Source organism: Planomonospora antibiotica, assembly GCF_014647955.1.
Classification (GTDB): domain Bacteria; phylum Actinomycetota; class Actinomycetes; order Streptosporangiales; family Streptosporangiaceae; genus Planomonospora; species Planomonospora parontospora.
Genome location: NZ_BMQE01000014.1, coordinates 88903 through 102592, shown reverse-complemented (window position 1 = coordinate 102592; position 13690 = coordinate 88903). Strand labels below are relative to the sequence as shown.

Below are 13690 nucleotides of genomic sequence, written 5' to 3'. Positions count from 1 at the left end.
GAACCGAGCAGGCAACCTTCAACTCCCTGGTAACCCCCTCACTGGAAGGACGGCCGCGTGGACCGTACGGGGCCGGGGCTGCGCCCCATCGACCTGGCGCGGGCCGCGGGCGTCTCGACCCAGCAGATCCGCAACTACGCGGCGGCGGGCGTCCTGCCCCCGGTGCCCCGCACCGCCGCCGGCTACCGCAGGTTCGACACCCGGCACCTGCGGGCCCTGCTCGCCTACCGGGCGCTGGCCAGGGGACACGGGCCGGACACCGCCCAGTCGATCATGCAGGCCGTGCACGCCGGGGACGTCCCGCTGGCGCTCAGGCTCATCGACGCCGGTCACGCCGCGCTGCACGAGCAGCGCCTCTCCCTCCAGGCGACGGGCGAGGCGCTCGAGACGGTCGCGGAGCAGACGCCGGAGACCCCGGGAACCCCGGAGTCGCCGCGGTCCGGCCTGCGCGTCGGGGAGGTGGCCGCCCGTCTCGGGGTGCGCCCGTCCGCGCTGCGCCTGTGGGAGTCCGCCGGGCTGCTGGCCCCCAGACGCGAGCCGGGCACCGGCTACCGCCGCTTCGGCCCGGCCGACATCCGGGACGCGCGGATGATCGGCATGCTCCGCCGCAGCCGCTATCCCCTGGACCAGATCCGGTCCGTCCTCGACGGCCTGCGCCGCAACGGCAGCAGCGACGCGCTCCGCGCCGCCGTCGCGCAGCGCCAGGAGGAGCTGACGCGGCGGGCGGCGGCCATGCTCGAGGGCTCCGGCCACCTGCACCGCTACGTCACCGCCGGAGAACCGGACGGAGGGGAGGGAGAGCGGTGCTGACCGGGCGGACCGCCGGACCGGGGACCGCGGAAGCACTCGAGGAAAGTACTTAAGCACGTCAGATTCCCCGCCGCCCCCGTCTCCCTAACGTGGTGGTCACAGGAGAGCACGACCACCGAGGAGAGACATGAGCGAGACGAACGAGCTGGTCCAGCGCTACCTCGCCGCGTGGAACGAGACCGACGCCGATGCGCGGCGGGCCGTGCTGGCGGAGGTCCTGGCCGAGGACGCGGTGTACACCGACCCGCTGGTCTCCGTCCGGGGCAGGGACGGGCTGGACGCCACCATCGCGGCGGTCCAGGGGCAGTTCGGGGGGCTGGTCTTCAGCCTCGGCGGCGCCGTGGACGCCCACCACGACATCGTGCGGTTCAGCTGGCACCTGGGACCCGAGGGCGCCGAGCCGGTCGCCATCGGCTTCGACGTCGCGGTGATCGGTGACGACGGGCGGATCAGCCGGGTGCTCGGCTTCCTCGACAAGGTGCCGGCCGGAGTCTGACCACCTCGGGGCGGATCGCCGGACCGGTCCGCCCCGGCCGTCCACGGAACGCAAGGAGAAACCATGACCGCCTATGTGATCGCGCATCTCCGTGACCCGGAGGAGCTCCACCCGGAGGTGCTGGAGTACATGGAGAGGATCCAGGCCACGATGGACCCGTTCTCCGGCCGCTTCGTCGTCCACGGGGGAGCGGTGGACGTCCGCGAGGGCCGGTGGCCCGGGAACGTCGTCATGCTGGAGTTCCCGTCAGTGGAGAACGCGCGGGACTGGTACGGGTCGGCCGCCTACCAGGAGATCCTGCCGCTGCGGACGGACCACCTGGAAGGCGATCTGATCATCGTCGAAGGCGTCGGGCCCGGCTACGACCCGGCCACCAAGGCCGCCGCGCTCAGGAAGGGACTCTGACGTCCGTCAGGCGGTGACGTCGTGGTTGAAGCCGAAGACGCGCGCACCGGTCTCCGTGCGGGGCCGGTGGCTCGTCTTCGGGCCGAAGGCGACATAGGTGCCCGGACCGTGGACGCGGTCGCCCTCGATGACCTCGCCGCTCACGACGAAGTACGCCTCGCCGCAGGTCTCGTGGACGTCGAGGTCCGGCCATTCGGCACCCGGGGCGAGGTCGATCACCCACGTTCTGATCCCCGGCATGCCCGGAAGCGTCCGCACGCGGACACCGGGACCCGGCTCCACCGGCGGGACCCCGTCGACGTCCACGGAGAGCATCCGCCCGGACGGCACCTGCTCCGGAATGATCATCGAGACAGGGTCTCACACTCCCAGTCGATCGGCGACCTCCTTGAGCTCGCTCCGGGAGGCCACGCCGAGCTTGGGGTAGGCCTTGTAGAGGTGGTAGCCGACCGTCCGGTGACTGAGGAAGAGCTGCGCGGCGATGTCGCGGTTGGACAGGCCCTGCGCGGCGAGCCGGGTGATCTGCAGTTCCTGCGGGGTGAGGCCGGAGGCCGTGCCTCCGGCGGGCCTGGGGCCCCGGTCCTGGGCGCCGGTCGCGGTGAGTTCGGCGCGGGCGCGCTCGGCCCACGGCCGCATGCCGAGCCGGTCGAAGACCTCCAGGGCGTCGTTCAACGGTCCGCGCGCCTCGGCCTTCCGCCGGGCCCTGCGCAACCACTCGCCGTGGAGCAGCGCGGTCCTGGCGTACTCCAGCGGACGGCCCTCCAGATCGTGCAGCTCGAGGGCCGCCGTGTAGCACGCCTCGGCCCGGTCGTCGGCGGCGAGCAGCCCACGGCAGCGCAGCACGAGCGCGTCGGCCCACGGCTGCCCGACCGACCCGGCCCACCGCTCGAAGCGCGCCAGGGGCTCGGCGGCGCGTTCCGGAGCCCCCACCCGCACGGCCGACTCCACCAGGTCGGGAGTGGAACGGGTGGCACAGATGTGATGCCGCATCGGCTCGCGGGTCAGGCGCTCGAAGCGGGCGAGTGCCGCCTCGGCGCGGCCCAGGCCGAGATCCAGCAGTCCGAGCGACCAGTGCGCCCACGGCGCGCCGGGGGAGACGGCCCCGGGGGCGGCCCCCGCCAGTCCCTCCTCGGCGTTGCGCCGGCAGGCCGCCTCGTCTCCCCCGGTCGCGTCGAGGTAGGCGAGCACGCCGCTGAACTGGCTGACCCACTGCTGCTGGCCGGTGTCGCGGGCGAGCCCCAGGGCCTCGGTCGCCGTGGCGAGCGCGTCCAGGTGCCGTCCGGTGAAGATCTCGCCCTCGGCGATGAAGAACAGCACCGTCGGCAGCCGCCCGGCACCGCCCCGGGCGCGGTGTCCGGCGGCGAGCGCGGTGGCGAGCTCGTAGGCGTCGGTGTCCTGGCCCAGCGCGAGCGCCGCTCCGCAGAGGATCGTCAGCGCCTGGTCGGGAGCCCGGCCCCGCCGCCGCACCGCCGCGAGGGCGTCGCCCAGCGGCGGCGGCCGCTCGCAGCGGCCCCGGTCGAGATGGGCGAGGTAGGGCCGCACCGGCGCGAGCGGGTCCGCGTCGGCCAACGGCAGCGCGGCCAGCCGGTCCAGGGTCGCCGCGAGCTGTCGTTCTCCCAGGTACCAGGAGGTGTGAACGGCCTGGATCAGCAGCATGGCGGCCTGGCCCGGATCGGTGTCGCGGACGAGATCGGCGCCGTCGAGCAGCGACCGGTGGGCGGCGGCGTAGGAGCCCTGCCAGAAGTCCGCGAGCGCCCGCACGTGGGCGATCCGCGCGTTCACCGCCGGGGCCCCGTCCAGCCGCCGGGCCGCGCGGTCTCCGAGGGCTCGGGCACGCCCCAGATCGCCTGCCTCCAGCACCGCCTCCGCCGCCAGGACCTCGCGGTGCGCCTTGGCGGCCGGGTCGGCGCTCAGCCGGGCGGACCGTTCGTACGCCGCCGCGGCCGCCTCGTGGCCGCTGCGCCTCCGGGCGCGGGCGGCGGTGCGTTCCAGCGCGGCAGCGGCCTCCTCGTCGGTTCCGGTGGCGGCTGCCGCCAGATGCCAGGCCCGGCGGTCGGCCTGCTCGGGCGAGCCGAGGGCGGCGGCGAGCGCGCGGTGGACGGCGAGGCGCTGCCCGAGCGGCGCCCGCTGGTAGACGGCGGCGCGGATCAGCGGGTGGCGGAAGCGGAGCGTGGTGCCGTCCGCGTCGCCGCGGAGCACCAGGCCGGCCCGTTCGGCGGAGGACAGGTCCTCGACGCCCGCCCCCAGGGCGGCGGCGGCGCGCAGGACCACGGCGAGCTCGCCGGTCTCTTCGGCCGCCGCCACCAGGAGCAGGCTCTGGCAGGACTCCGACATCCGGCTGACCCGGCCGTGGAAGGCCAGTTGCAGGCGGCCGGTGAGGGGGAGCGCGCCCGATGGGAACGCGCCGCCGCCTTCGGCGGCCAGGGCGACCGGCAGCTCCAGCAGGGCCAGCGGGTTGCCGCCGGCCTCGGCGAGCAGGCGATGGCGTACGGCGGGCGCGAGCGGATGCCGGTCGAGCAGGGCCGCGGCCGCCTCCGGGGCCAGCCCGGACAGGCGCAGCTCCGGAAGACCGGGGGCGGGGAAGGACCCTTCGCCGTCACGGGCGGCGAAGACCATGGCCACGCCCTCGGCGTGCAGGCGCCGGGCGGCGAACACGAGCGCGTCCCGCGACGCCCGGTCGAGCCACTGCGCGTCGTCGACGAGGCACAGCAGCCCGGTCTCGCCCGCGTGCTCCGCCAGCAGGGAGAGCACCGCCAGCCCCACCAGCATCGGCTCGGAGCCGGCCGCGGACCCGAGCCCGAACGCCGCCTCCAGAGCCTCGCGCTGCGGGCCGGGCAGCGCGGCGAGGGATCCGAGCGCCGGGCGCAGCAGCAACTGCAGCCCCGAGAACGGCAGCTCCGCCTCGAACTCGATCCCGGTAGCGCGGAGCAGCCGCATGTCCCCGGCCGCCGCGGCGGCGTGGTCGAGCAGCGCCGTCTTGCCGATGCCCGGCTCGCCGCGGAGCACCAGCGACGAGCTGGCGCCCGCCCTGACCCCCGCCAGCAGCCCGGCGATCGCGCCCTCTTCGGGCTCTCTCCCGTGCAGTCCCCCCGCAGCCATGATCCGATCCTGGCACCATCCCGCGGAGCCCGCGCCGCCGGCTCCGGCCGGACGGCGCCGGTCCCGCCCGCTCCTCCTGGACCGGCTCTCCGGGCTCACGGGAGAGCCCTTAGGATGCGGTGGGCCCGTCCGAAGGGCCATCGAGGGGGAGGACGCCGTGATCCGGACGCTGGTGTTCGACGTCGGGGAGACGTTGATCGACGAGACGCGGATCTGGTCGCGCTGGGCCGACCGGCTCGGCGTCACCCGGTTCACGATGCTCGGCGTGCTGGGCGGCATGGCGGCCCTCGACCGCTCCTTCACCGAGGCCTTCGAACTGCTGCGGCCCGGCTTCGACCTGGAGGCCGAGCAGGAGGCCTGGAAGCGGGAGGACCCGGAAGGGCTCCGGGTGAACTTCGACGCGGCCGACCTCTACCCGGACGTACGGCCCGGCCTGGCCGCGCTGCGCGGCCTCGGCTACGGGCTGGTCATCGCGGGGAACCAGCCGCCGCAGGCCTACGACGCGCTGATGGCGATGGACCTGCCGGTGGACGCCGTCCACACCTCCGACGGCTGGGGCGTGTCCAAGCCCGACCCCGCGTTCTTCGCCGAGGTCGTCGCGGTCTCCGGCCGGGAGCCCGGGGAGATCCTCTACGTGGGCGACCGGCTCGACAACGACGTCCTCCCGGCGCGGAAGGCGGGCATGCGCACCGCGCTGATCCGCCGCGGGCCCTGGGGCCACCTGCACGCCGCGCGCCCGGAGGCGGCCGAGGCCGACCACGTCGTCGACGGCTTCGCCGACCTGGTGGCCGCCCTGGCCGCGGATCCGCCGCGCTGACCGGGGCCGGCTCAGCGGTACGGCTCGATTCAGCGGTACGGCTCGATTCAGCGGTACGGCTCGATTCAGCGGTACGGCTCGATTCAGCGGTACGGCTCGATGTGGATCGCACGCTCCTCGGCCGACAGGTCGCCGTCGTCGCGGCCGACGTCGGTGGCGTACGCCTGGGAGGTCTCGTGCGGCCCGGTTCCCTGGTCGGGCGCGACCAGCCGGCTCCACTCGCGCGCCTTCCGCGGGTGGTCCGGTGCCTCGCGCCGGAGACGCTCGCCGAAGTCGTCCCGGTGCCGGGGGTCGTCCTCGACGATCATGTGGTTGAGGCCCAGGTCGTTGGTCGCCTGCTCGACTTCGAGCGCCTGCTCGTCGCTCATCCCGTAACGGTCCGGGGGTGATTGGCTCATACTGGGGCACTACCCCCTGAAAAGCGGAAGAACCGCAGGTCGCCTCCTCCCCCGGCGTCCCGGTCACAGACCGGCGGCGGCCCCGATGACGGAGCGCGGATCGGCCGCCCCCGCCAGCACCCCGGAGGGCAGCACGTCGATCAGGTGGGCGTGCCCGAACGCGGAGCCGTACGGCAGCGCCGCGACCGGGTGGCCGCGCCGCGCCAGGCCCTCGCCCCACGGGCCGCCCTCCTCCACCTCGACCACGACCTCGTCGGGGGCGTTCCAGGTGTCGAATCCGGTGCCCCCGGTGCCCAGCCGCCAGCGGGGGGCGCCCACGGCCTCGCCGGGCTCCCGGCCGTGCAGGAGCAGGCGGGTCAGGAGCTGGAGCACGATCTGCGGCTGCCCGTCGCCGCCCATGGTGCCGGCGACCGAGCGCAGCGACCCGTCCGGCCGGGTGACCAGCGCCGGGACCAGCGTGTGCGGGGGGCGCCGCCCGGGACCGTACTCGGCGGGATGGCCCGGGACGAGGGAGAAGCCGATGCCCCGGTTGTGCAGGTTGATGCCGGTCCGGGGTTCGAAGAGCAGGCTGCCGAAACCGGCGGCGTTGGACTGGATCAGCGAGACGCCCATGCCGTCGCCGTCCACCGCGCACAGGTAGGTGGTGTCACCGGGCGCGGCCAGGTCGCGCAGCTCGGCCCGCCGGTCCCGGTCGACCAGGGCCCGGCGCTCGGCGGCCGACTCCAGGACCGCGTCCACGCGGGCGCCGTCGAACAGCAGCTCCGGCCGGTCGTGCCCGGCGACCCGCGACGCCTCGACGAGCAGGTGCGCCCAGAGCGGGTCGGCCGGGTCGGCGGGCAGGTCCAGGCCCTCGGCGACGGCGAGCGCGAGCAGCAGCAGGTAGCCCTGGGAGTTGGGCGGCATCGTCCACACGTCGTGGCCGAAGACCCGGGCGCGGAGCGGCTCGGCCCACTCCGCGCCCGGCCGGGCCAGGTCGTCCTCGGTGTACTCCCCGGCGCCGAGGGCGAGCAGTCCTTCGCCGAACTCGCCCAGGTAGAAGCCGTCCCGGCCGCCGGTCAGCGCCTTCAGCGCCCTGGCCACCCCCGGCCGCCGGACGAGGTCACCGGCCGAGCGGGCGGAGGCGAAGTCCTCGCAGAGCGGGCCGACGGTCGTCAGGCCGGGCACCAGCAGCGGCGAGGCGGGGAACCCGTCCTCGGCGTACCCGATCGCGGGGGCGAGCACCTCGGCCAGCGGCAGCCTGCCGTACCGGCCGTGCAGGGCCAGCCAGCCGTCCGCGCAGCCGGGCACCGGGGCGGACCGGACGTCGTGGTGGAACGGCATGCGGTCGTGGCCCTCGGCGCGCAGGCGCTCCGGATCGGCGCCCGACCCGGCCCGTCCGGAGGCGTTGAGCGCCGCGGGGACCGGGGACCCGTCGTGCACGAGCGCGAACAGGTCTCCGCCCAGCCCGCACAGGTGCGGCGCGGTGACCGCCAGCACGGCGTTCGCCGCGACGGCCGCGTCGGCCGCCGACCCTCCCCGCTCCAGCATCGCGACCCCGGCCCTCGACGCCAGGTGATCGACCGTGCAGACCATTCCAGACCGTGCATATCGGGTGTTGCGCATGGCTCAGAGCGTACGGCGGGGCCCTTCCGCGCCTGACACCGGGAACGGCTTCCGGGCCGGACGGAAGACGCCTTCCCGTCCACGGGAGGCGTTCGTCCCGGTCCCGCCGGCCTCCCCCGGCCTCCGCCGGGGGACGCCCGCAGCCCGGGAACCGCGACGCTAGTCGGAGCGGACCTCCAGGCCGAGCAGGCCGGCGATCGTGACCGCCTGGCGGATGTCGATCACCGCGTCCTTCAGCTTGACGGTGAGCGGGTCCATCGACGACAGGTCGCTCCCGCGCAGGTCGCAGCGGGACAGGTCGGCGCTGTGCAGCCAGGCGCCGGACAGGTCGACCCGCTGGAGCGCGGCGCCCTCGCACCGCGCGCCGGTCAGGTCGGCCTCGCGCATCCGCACGTCGGTGAAGGAGGCGCTGCCGAGGGCCGCCCCCGGGAGCCCGGCGAACGACCAGTCCCCTCCGGAGACCTTCAGCAGGTCGAAGGTGCAGTCGCTGAACATGCTGCCCACGAACTTGCAAGAGGTGAAGGTGGCGTCGAAGAACGTGCACCGGGTGAAGGTGCAGTTCAGGAAGGCCGACTCGGTGTGGACCGAGGCGTTGAACCGCACGTCGCGGAAGGAGCACTCGGAGAAGACGGCCCCCTGGCTGGTGGCCTCGGTCATGTCCACGTCGACGAAGGCGACCTGTTCGTGGGTCTGACCCGACAGGTCCTCGCTGTCCCAGTCCGCGGATCGGACGGTGGTACGGGTCTCGGGCGCGGGCACGCCGTACTTGCGTTCAGCCATGCGGTGATCCAAGCAGACGGGTACGACGGAAACCGCCCGCCCGGACGGGCTTCCCCCGGCCGCCGCCCGTCACCCCTGGGAGGCGATCTGGATCAGGTTGCCGCAGGTGTCGTCGAACACGGCCGTCGTCACCGGTCCCATCGCCGCGGGCTCCTGGGTGAACCGCACGCCGAGCCCCCGGAGCCGGTCGAACTCCTTGTGCACGTCGTCCACGGCGAACGAGTTGAAGGGGATGCCGTCGGCGACGAGCGCCTCCTTGAAGGGCCGGACGGCGGGGTGCTCGCTGGGCTCGAGCACGAGTTCCACGCCGTCCGGGTCGTCGGGGGAGACCACGGTCAGCCAGCTGTGCTCGCCGAGCGGGACCTCGGTCTTCTTCACGAAGCCGAGCACCTCGGTGTAGAAGCGCAGGGCCTTGTCCTGGTCGTCGACGAAGACGCTGGTCAGGTTGATTCTCACGGGTCCTCCTGGGAGTCGGTGCCGAGCCACCGGTCGGCGAGGTGCCGGAGCGGCCGGGTGTCGAGGTGGTGGAACTTGTAGCGGCCCTCCCGCCGCGTCTCGATCAGGCCCGCGGCCTCGAGCACGTCGAGGTGCTGCGAGATCGCCTGGCGCGACGAGGAGAGCCGGTGCCTGGCGGCCAGCCGTGAGCAGATCTCGAACAGGGTCTGCCCGTTCCGCTCGGCGAGCTCGTCGAGGATCGCCCTGCGGGTGGGATCGGCGAGCGCTTTGAAGATGTCCGCCACGCCCCGAGTATAGGCAAGCCTCCGCTTGCATATCAATGCTCGCACGGGGAATCGGCGGCCGGATCCCACCGGCGCGGCAGGTGCGGAAAACGGGGCTAGCGGAGCGGGACCCGCCACTCGAGCCGGGTCCCGCCGCCGGGCGGGCTGACCGCCTCGAAGACGCCGCCCAGCGCCCTGGCCCGCTCGCCCAGGTTGCCCAGCCCGCTGCTGCGGGTCGTCTCGCCGAGGCCGCGCCCGTTGTCGGTGACCTCCAGCGCCAGGTCGGACCCCGCGCTCAGCAGCACTTCGGCTCTCGAGGCGCGGGCGTGGCGGACGATGTTGGACAGCGCCTCCCGCAGGACGGCCAGCAACTGGACCGCGACCTCGTCGGGGACGGCGGAGTCGATGGGCCCGTCGAAGGCGACCGCGGGGGAGAACCCGAGCCGCTCGGCCGCCTCGGTCGTCAGCTGGAGGATCGCGGCCCGCAGCGTGGTCTCCTGCTGCGGGGGGTGCTGCAGGTTGAAGATCGCGGTGCGGAGCTCGTGGATCGTGACGTCGAGCTCGCCGATGACCTTCCGCAGGCGGTCCTCCGCCTGGGGATGCCTGATCATGCCCGCGGTGGCCTGCAGGGCCAGCCCGGCGCCGAAGATCCGCTGGATCACCATGTCGTGCAGGTCCCTGGCGATCCGCTCCCGGTCGGTCAGCACCTCCTGCTGGGCGCGCGCGGCCGCCAGCTCGGTCTCCAGCCGGAGCCGGTCGGTGAGGTCTCGGGCCACCACGGAGAAGCCGGTGGGCGCGCCGCCGGGATCGCCCATGGGGGAGACCGCGACGGCGGCGTCGAACAGGCGGCCGTCACCGCGGCGCAGCCGGGTGTCGTAGCTCCGGGCCTGGGCCGTGGAGCGGACCCGTTCCAGCACGTCGCCGAACGGGTGCAGCGACGACTCGGGGACCAGCATGTCGGCGGGCCGCCCCACGGCCTCGGCCGCGCCGTAGCCGAACAGCCGCTCCGCACCCGGATTCCAGGTCTGGATCTCTCCGTGCACGGTCATCGAGAACATGGCGTCGTCGGAGAACTGGACGATCGCGGCGAGCCGGGCCTCGGCCTGCCGGGCGTTCTCCAGTTCGGCGTGGAGCGCGATGAGGCCCCGGCTCGTCGCCTCGAGTTCGGCGTCCAGGTCGGCGACCTGCCGCCGGCAGTCTTCGAGCTCGGCCTCTCTCCGGGAGAGCGCGGAGAGGGCCTCGGTGAGTTCCTCGGGCTGTCCTGCTGTCACGATCCACCACTCCGCGGGGTTCCGGCGGGACTGTCGTCTTCCCGCACATCCGGTACGGCGGGCTCCCGGACGTCCCGCACGACGAGTACGGTCGAGTCGTCGCCGTCGCGTCCGTGGTCGCGCTGGAGGACGGCGGCGATGACCGCGGGGTCCCGCTCCAGCAGGCCGGGGTAGGCCAGCGGATCACAGCGGCTCGTGATCCCGTCGGAGGTCACGACCAGTACGGCGCCGGGCCCCCAGCCGTAGGCGGAGACCCGGGTCCGGGGCGGGGCGAGCTGGACGCCCAGGGTCCCGTGGTGGGACAGCAGGCCGTGACTCCTGCGGGGGTTCTCCCCGGCGGGCAGCAGCCGTCCGGCGATGTTGCCCACCCCCGCGAAGCTCAGCCGGTCCGGCCCGATCGTGCAGACCCCCAGCACCCCGCCGCGGGTGCCGCGCATGGCCTCGTGCGCGCGCCGTACGAGGCCGTCGAGGCCGGTCGAGGGGGAGTGGCCGGGCATCGGGTGCTCCAGCGCGGAGACGGCGGCCCGCGACGCCTGGGCGGCGGCCGGCCCGTGGCCCAGCCCGTCGGCGACGAGGGCGGTCAGACACCCGTCGGCGGCGACCGCCCAGGCGTCCCCGGAGTCGCCGGCGCCGCCTAGCGGGACGTTCACCCCGCCCCATCGCCAGGCTCCGGCGGAGGCGGGAGCACACGGGCCGATCCGGATCAGCACGACCGTCCCGCCCGGACCCGAGTAGCAGTCGAAGGCCGAGGCGCGGCGCCGTACCGCGCCCAGCCCCACACCCAGTCCCCCACCCAGTCCCCCGCCCGGCCCCACATCCGGCCCTGCGCCCGGTCCCATGTGGGCCCGGCCGCCGAACGGCGGCAGGGGCGCCTGCTCGCCGAGGCCGGGCACCGCCCAGCGCGGCACGCCCGGTGAGGCGCCGCCCGGTCCGCGGTCGACCGCGAGGAGTTCGAGCCCCTCTCCCGTGGGCCGGTGCAGGACGTACCCGCCGGCTCTCGCGTGCCGCAGGACGTTCGTGGCGAGCTCGGTCGCCACCAGCTCCGACTCGCCCTCGCGCAGGCGGGGCAGCCGCCGGGCCGTCGCGGCGACCGCCCGGCGCACCGCGCCGACGTCCTCCTCGGCGGAGATCATGTGGCGCTGGTGTTCCGCCTGGGTCAGCGTGCCCACTTCACGATCACCACCGTGGTCCCGGATCCTTTGACCGAGGTGATCGTCAGCTCGTCGGTGAGCCGCCGGGCGCCGGGCAGGCCGAGACCCAGGCTGCGGGCCGTGCTGAAGCCGTCGGTGAGTGCCAGCTCGATGTCGTCGATGCCGGGGCCGGAGTCGGAGAAGGCCGCCTGGACGCCGCGCCGGCCGTTCGCCCGCACCTGCTCGACCCGGAGCGTCCCGCGGGAGCCGGTGGCGTAGGTCACGATGTTGCGGGCGAGTTCGCTGCCGGCGGTGATGAGCTTCGTCTGGTCGACGAGGCCGAGCCCGGCCTCCAGCGCCTGCGCGCGCAGCACCTGGCGCACGTGGATGAGGTCGGCTCCCGCGGCGATCGTCACGACCACCGGGGCCGTGCCGGTGAGTTCAGGCACCATGGTCACGCAGCCGCGCCAGCAGTGCCATGCCCTGCTCGGCGTTGAGGGCGGTGTGCAGGTGGCCCATGGGCACGCCGAGCTCGACCAGGGTGATGGCCACCGCGGGCTGGATCCCGACGACGGCCGCCTGGGATCCGAGCAGCCGGATCATCGCGACGACGCGGGTGAGGACCCGGGCGATGAACGAGTCGACCACGGCCAGGCCGCTGACGTCGATCAGGGTGCCCGTCGTGCGCGTCCGGGCGACCTCCCGGGAGAGCTGGTCCTCGACCCGGAGCACGGCCTCGTCGTCGAGGTCGCCCTGGAGGCTGACCAGCAGCGTCTCTCCGATCCGCATGATCGGGACGATCTCGCTCACACCGCTCCCTGTCCCATGGTCGTCGCGGCCCCCATGACCGTCGTGGCGGCGCTCCGCGCCGTTCCCGCCTGGTCGGAGACGATCTGCAGAGCCAGTTGCAGCGCGTCGCGCAGCGTGTTGCGGCTGCGCAGCCGGCCGATGTCGATGCCCAGGTGCACCATCGCCTGCGCCGTCTCCGGCCGCACACCGCTCAGGATGCTCGTCGCCCCCATCAGCGTGGCCGCCTGCACCGTCTTGAGGAGGTGCTGAGCCACCTGGGTGTCGATGGTGGGGACGCCGCTGATGTCCAGGATGATCACCTCGGCCTGGTTCTCGGAGATCCTCTCCAGCAGGCTCTCGGTCAGCCGGGCGGCGCGCATGGAGTCGAGGGTGCCGATGATGGGCAGCGCCAGCACCTTGTCCCAGACCTGGATCACGGGAGTGGACAGCTCCATGATCTCGTCGCGCTGGCGCTGGAGCCGCAGCTCCTGCTCGCGGCGCTCGGTGACGTCGCGGATCGCCGCGGACACGAGTGTGCCCTTCTCGGTCTCCAGGGGGCTCAGGCTGATCTCGACGGGGAACTCGGTGCCGTCGCGGCGCAGGCCGGTCAGCTGCAGGCCGACCCCCATGGGACGGGCCTGCGGGTGGGTGAAGAAGGTGTCGCGGTAGAGCGGGTGCCGCTCACGGAAGCGCTCCGGCACCAGGAGCTCGACCGGCCGGCCGACCAGTTCCTCCCGGGTGTGGCCGAACAGCTGCTCGGTCTGGCGGTTGACCAGGACGATGCGGCCGCCGGAGTCCACGATCACCATGGCGTCGGGCGCCGCCTCGAGCAGGCCGCGGAACATCGCGTCGGTCTGGCGGCGGTCCGTCACGTCGCGGGTGACCTCGACGAAGCCGGCGGGCGCCCCGCTTCCGTCGCGGACCGAGGTGATGATCGCGCTCGCCCAGAACCGGGTGCCGTCCTTGCGGACCCGCCAGCCCTCGGTCTCGAACCGGCCCGTCTCGCGGGCCGCGGTCAGGGCGTGCTCGGCGAGGCCCGCGGCCCGGTCCTCCTCGGTGTGGAACAGCGAGATCGGCCGTCCGAGGACCTCCTCGGCGGTGTAACCCCGAAGACCCTGCGCGCCCCGGTTCCAGCTGATGATCCGGCCGCCGGCGTCCAGGGTGACGATCTCGTAGTCGACGATGGAGTCGAGCACCGTCTGGAGATCCTTCAGGCGCTGGCCCGGTTCCTGTCCATCGGCCGGCGGCGCGTCCATAAGAAAACCTCCCATATCCAACGATTTCCGCCACCTTACCGTCGGCGCCGTTCGGAAATCGATCGGTGAGCAGGGCAGGGGCCGCCGGGGGCCGCCTGAGGGCCGTCCGGGAGGAGGA

Annotated in this window: 16 protein-coding genes; 4 read left to right on the top strand and 12 right to left on the bottom strand. The window is 74.2% G+C overall.

What is annotated here, in order from left to right; all coding sequences use genetic code 11:
• Window positions 1-57 precede the first annotated feature (57 nt).
• The 3 genes from IEZ06_RS15580 (at window position 58) to IEZ06_RS15570 (ending at window position 1711) form a co-directional block, all read left to right on the top strand.
• The gene (locus IEZ06_RS15580; protein ID WP_189237407.1) at window positions 58-810 is read left to right on the top strand and encodes a MerR family transcriptional regulator; all 753 of its coding nucleotides are present in this window, start codon (window positions 58-60) and stop codon (window positions 808-810) included.
• A gap of 127 nt (window positions 811-937) precedes the next feature.
• Window positions 938-1306 (top strand): nuclear transport factor 2 family protein, encoded by a 369-nt coding sequence (locus tag IEZ06_RS15575; RefSeq protein ID WP_189237406.1) that lies wholly within the window; start codon window positions 938-940, stop codon window positions 1304-1306.
• 63 nt (window positions 1307-1369) lie between these two features.
• Window positions 1370-1711, top strand: coding sequence for a DUF1330 domain-containing protein (locus IEZ06_RS15570; protein ID WP_189237405.1), 342 nt, complete (start codon window positions 1370-1372; stop codon window positions 1709-1711).
• A 6-nt stretch (window positions 1712-1717) separates the two neighbouring features.
• On the opposite strand, the gene IEZ06_RS15565 is transcribed toward IEZ06_RS15570, so the two are convergent.
• Complete coding sequence (locus IEZ06_RS15565; RefSeq protein WP_189237404.1) at window positions 1718-2059, bottom strand: cupin domain-containing protein; 342 nt, start codon at window positions 2057-2059, stop codon at window positions 1718-1720.
• A 12-nt stretch (window positions 2060-2071) separates the two neighbouring features.
• The gene (locus tag IEZ06_RS15560) at window positions 2072-4810 is read right to left on the bottom strand and encodes an AAA family ATPase (RefSeq protein WP_189237403.1); all 2739 of its coding nucleotides are present in this window, start codon (window positions 4808-4810) and stop codon (window positions 2072-2074) included.
• A 157-nt stretch (window positions 4811-4967) separates the two neighbouring features.
• On the opposite strand from IEZ06_RS15560, the gene IEZ06_RS15555 reads away from it, so the two are divergent.
• Window positions 4968-5627 carry an HAD family hydrolase gene (locus IEZ06_RS15555; RefSeq protein WP_189237402.1) on the top strand — a complete coding sequence of 220 codons (660 nt, stop codon included), beginning with the start codon at window positions 4968-4970 and terminating at the stop codon, window positions 5625-5627.
• An 83-nt stretch (window positions 5628-5710) separates the two neighbouring features.
• Here IEZ06_RS15555 and IEZ06_RS15550 read toward each other — a convergent pair whose 3' ends face one another.
• The 10 genes from IEZ06_RS15550 to IEZ06_RS15505 all read right to left on the bottom strand — a co-directional run bounded on the left by IEZ06_RS15550 (window position 5711) and on the right by IEZ06_RS15505 (window position 13572).
• Complete coding sequence (locus tag IEZ06_RS15550) at window positions 5711-5995, bottom strand: DUF5709 domain-containing protein (RefSeq protein ID WP_229798193.1); 285 nt, start codon at window positions 5993-5995, stop codon at window positions 5711-5713.
• Between the two features lie 93 nt (window positions 5996-6088).
• A complete protein-coding gene (locus tag IEZ06_RS15545) occupies window positions 6089-7627 on the bottom strand; it encodes a gamma-glutamyltransferase family protein (RefSeq protein WP_189237400.1) in 1539 nt (512 codons plus the stop codon).
• Between the two features lie 159 nt (window positions 7628-7786).
• Window positions 7787-8407, bottom strand: a complete 621-nt coding sequence (locus IEZ06_RS15540; RefSeq protein WP_189237399.1) for a pentapeptide repeat-containing protein — start codon at window positions 8405-8407, stop codon at window positions 7787-7789.
• A gap of 69 nt (window positions 8408-8476) precedes the next feature.
• Window positions 8477-8863 (bottom strand): VOC family protein, encoded by a 387-nt coding sequence (locus tag IEZ06_RS15535; RefSeq protein WP_189237398.1) that lies wholly within the window; start codon window positions 8861-8863, stop codon window positions 8477-8479.
• Window positions 8860-9147: an ArsR/SmtB family transcription factor gene (locus tag IEZ06_RS15530; RefSeq protein WP_189237397.1), complete on the bottom strand. Its 288-nt coding sequence runs from the start codon at window positions 9145-9147 to the stop codon at window positions 8860-8862. The genes IEZ06_RS15535 and IEZ06_RS15530 overlap by 4 nt, the downstream gene beginning before the upstream one ends.
• 95 nt (window positions 9148-9242) lie before the next feature.
• Window positions 9243-10397 carry a PAS domain-containing sensor histidine kinase gene (locus tag IEZ06_RS15525; RefSeq protein ID WP_203871962.1) on the bottom strand — a complete coding sequence of 385 codons (1155 nt, stop codon included), beginning with the start codon at window positions 10395-10397 and terminating at the stop codon, window positions 9243-9245.
• Window positions 10394-11566, bottom strand: a complete 1173-nt coding sequence (locus IEZ06_RS15520) for an ATP-binding protein (RefSeq protein ID WP_203871963.1) — start codon at window positions 11564-11566, stop codon at window positions 10394-10396. Before IEZ06_RS15520 ends, IEZ06_RS15525 begins: the two co-directional genes overlap by 4 nt.
• On the bottom strand, window positions 11554-11979 hold the full coding sequence (locus IEZ06_RS15515; RefSeq protein ID WP_189237453.1) for an ATP-binding protein: 426 nt from the start codon (window positions 11977-11979) through the stop codon (window positions 11554-11556). The genes IEZ06_RS15520 and IEZ06_RS15515 overlap by 13 nt, the downstream gene beginning before the upstream one ends.
• Complete coding sequence (locus IEZ06_RS15510; RefSeq protein ID WP_203871964.1) at window positions 11969-12337, bottom strand: STAS domain-containing protein; 369 nt, start codon at window positions 12335-12337, stop codon at window positions 11969-11971. Before IEZ06_RS15510 ends, IEZ06_RS15515 begins: the two co-directional genes overlap by 11 nt.
• On the bottom strand, window positions 12334-13572 hold the full coding sequence (locus IEZ06_RS15505; protein ID WP_189237396.1) for a PAS domain S-box protein: 1239 nt from the start codon (window positions 13570-13572) through the stop codon (window positions 12334-12336). The genes IEZ06_RS15510 and IEZ06_RS15505 overlap by 4 nt, the downstream gene beginning before the upstream one ends.
• Window positions 13573-13690 lie beyond the last annotated feature (118 nt).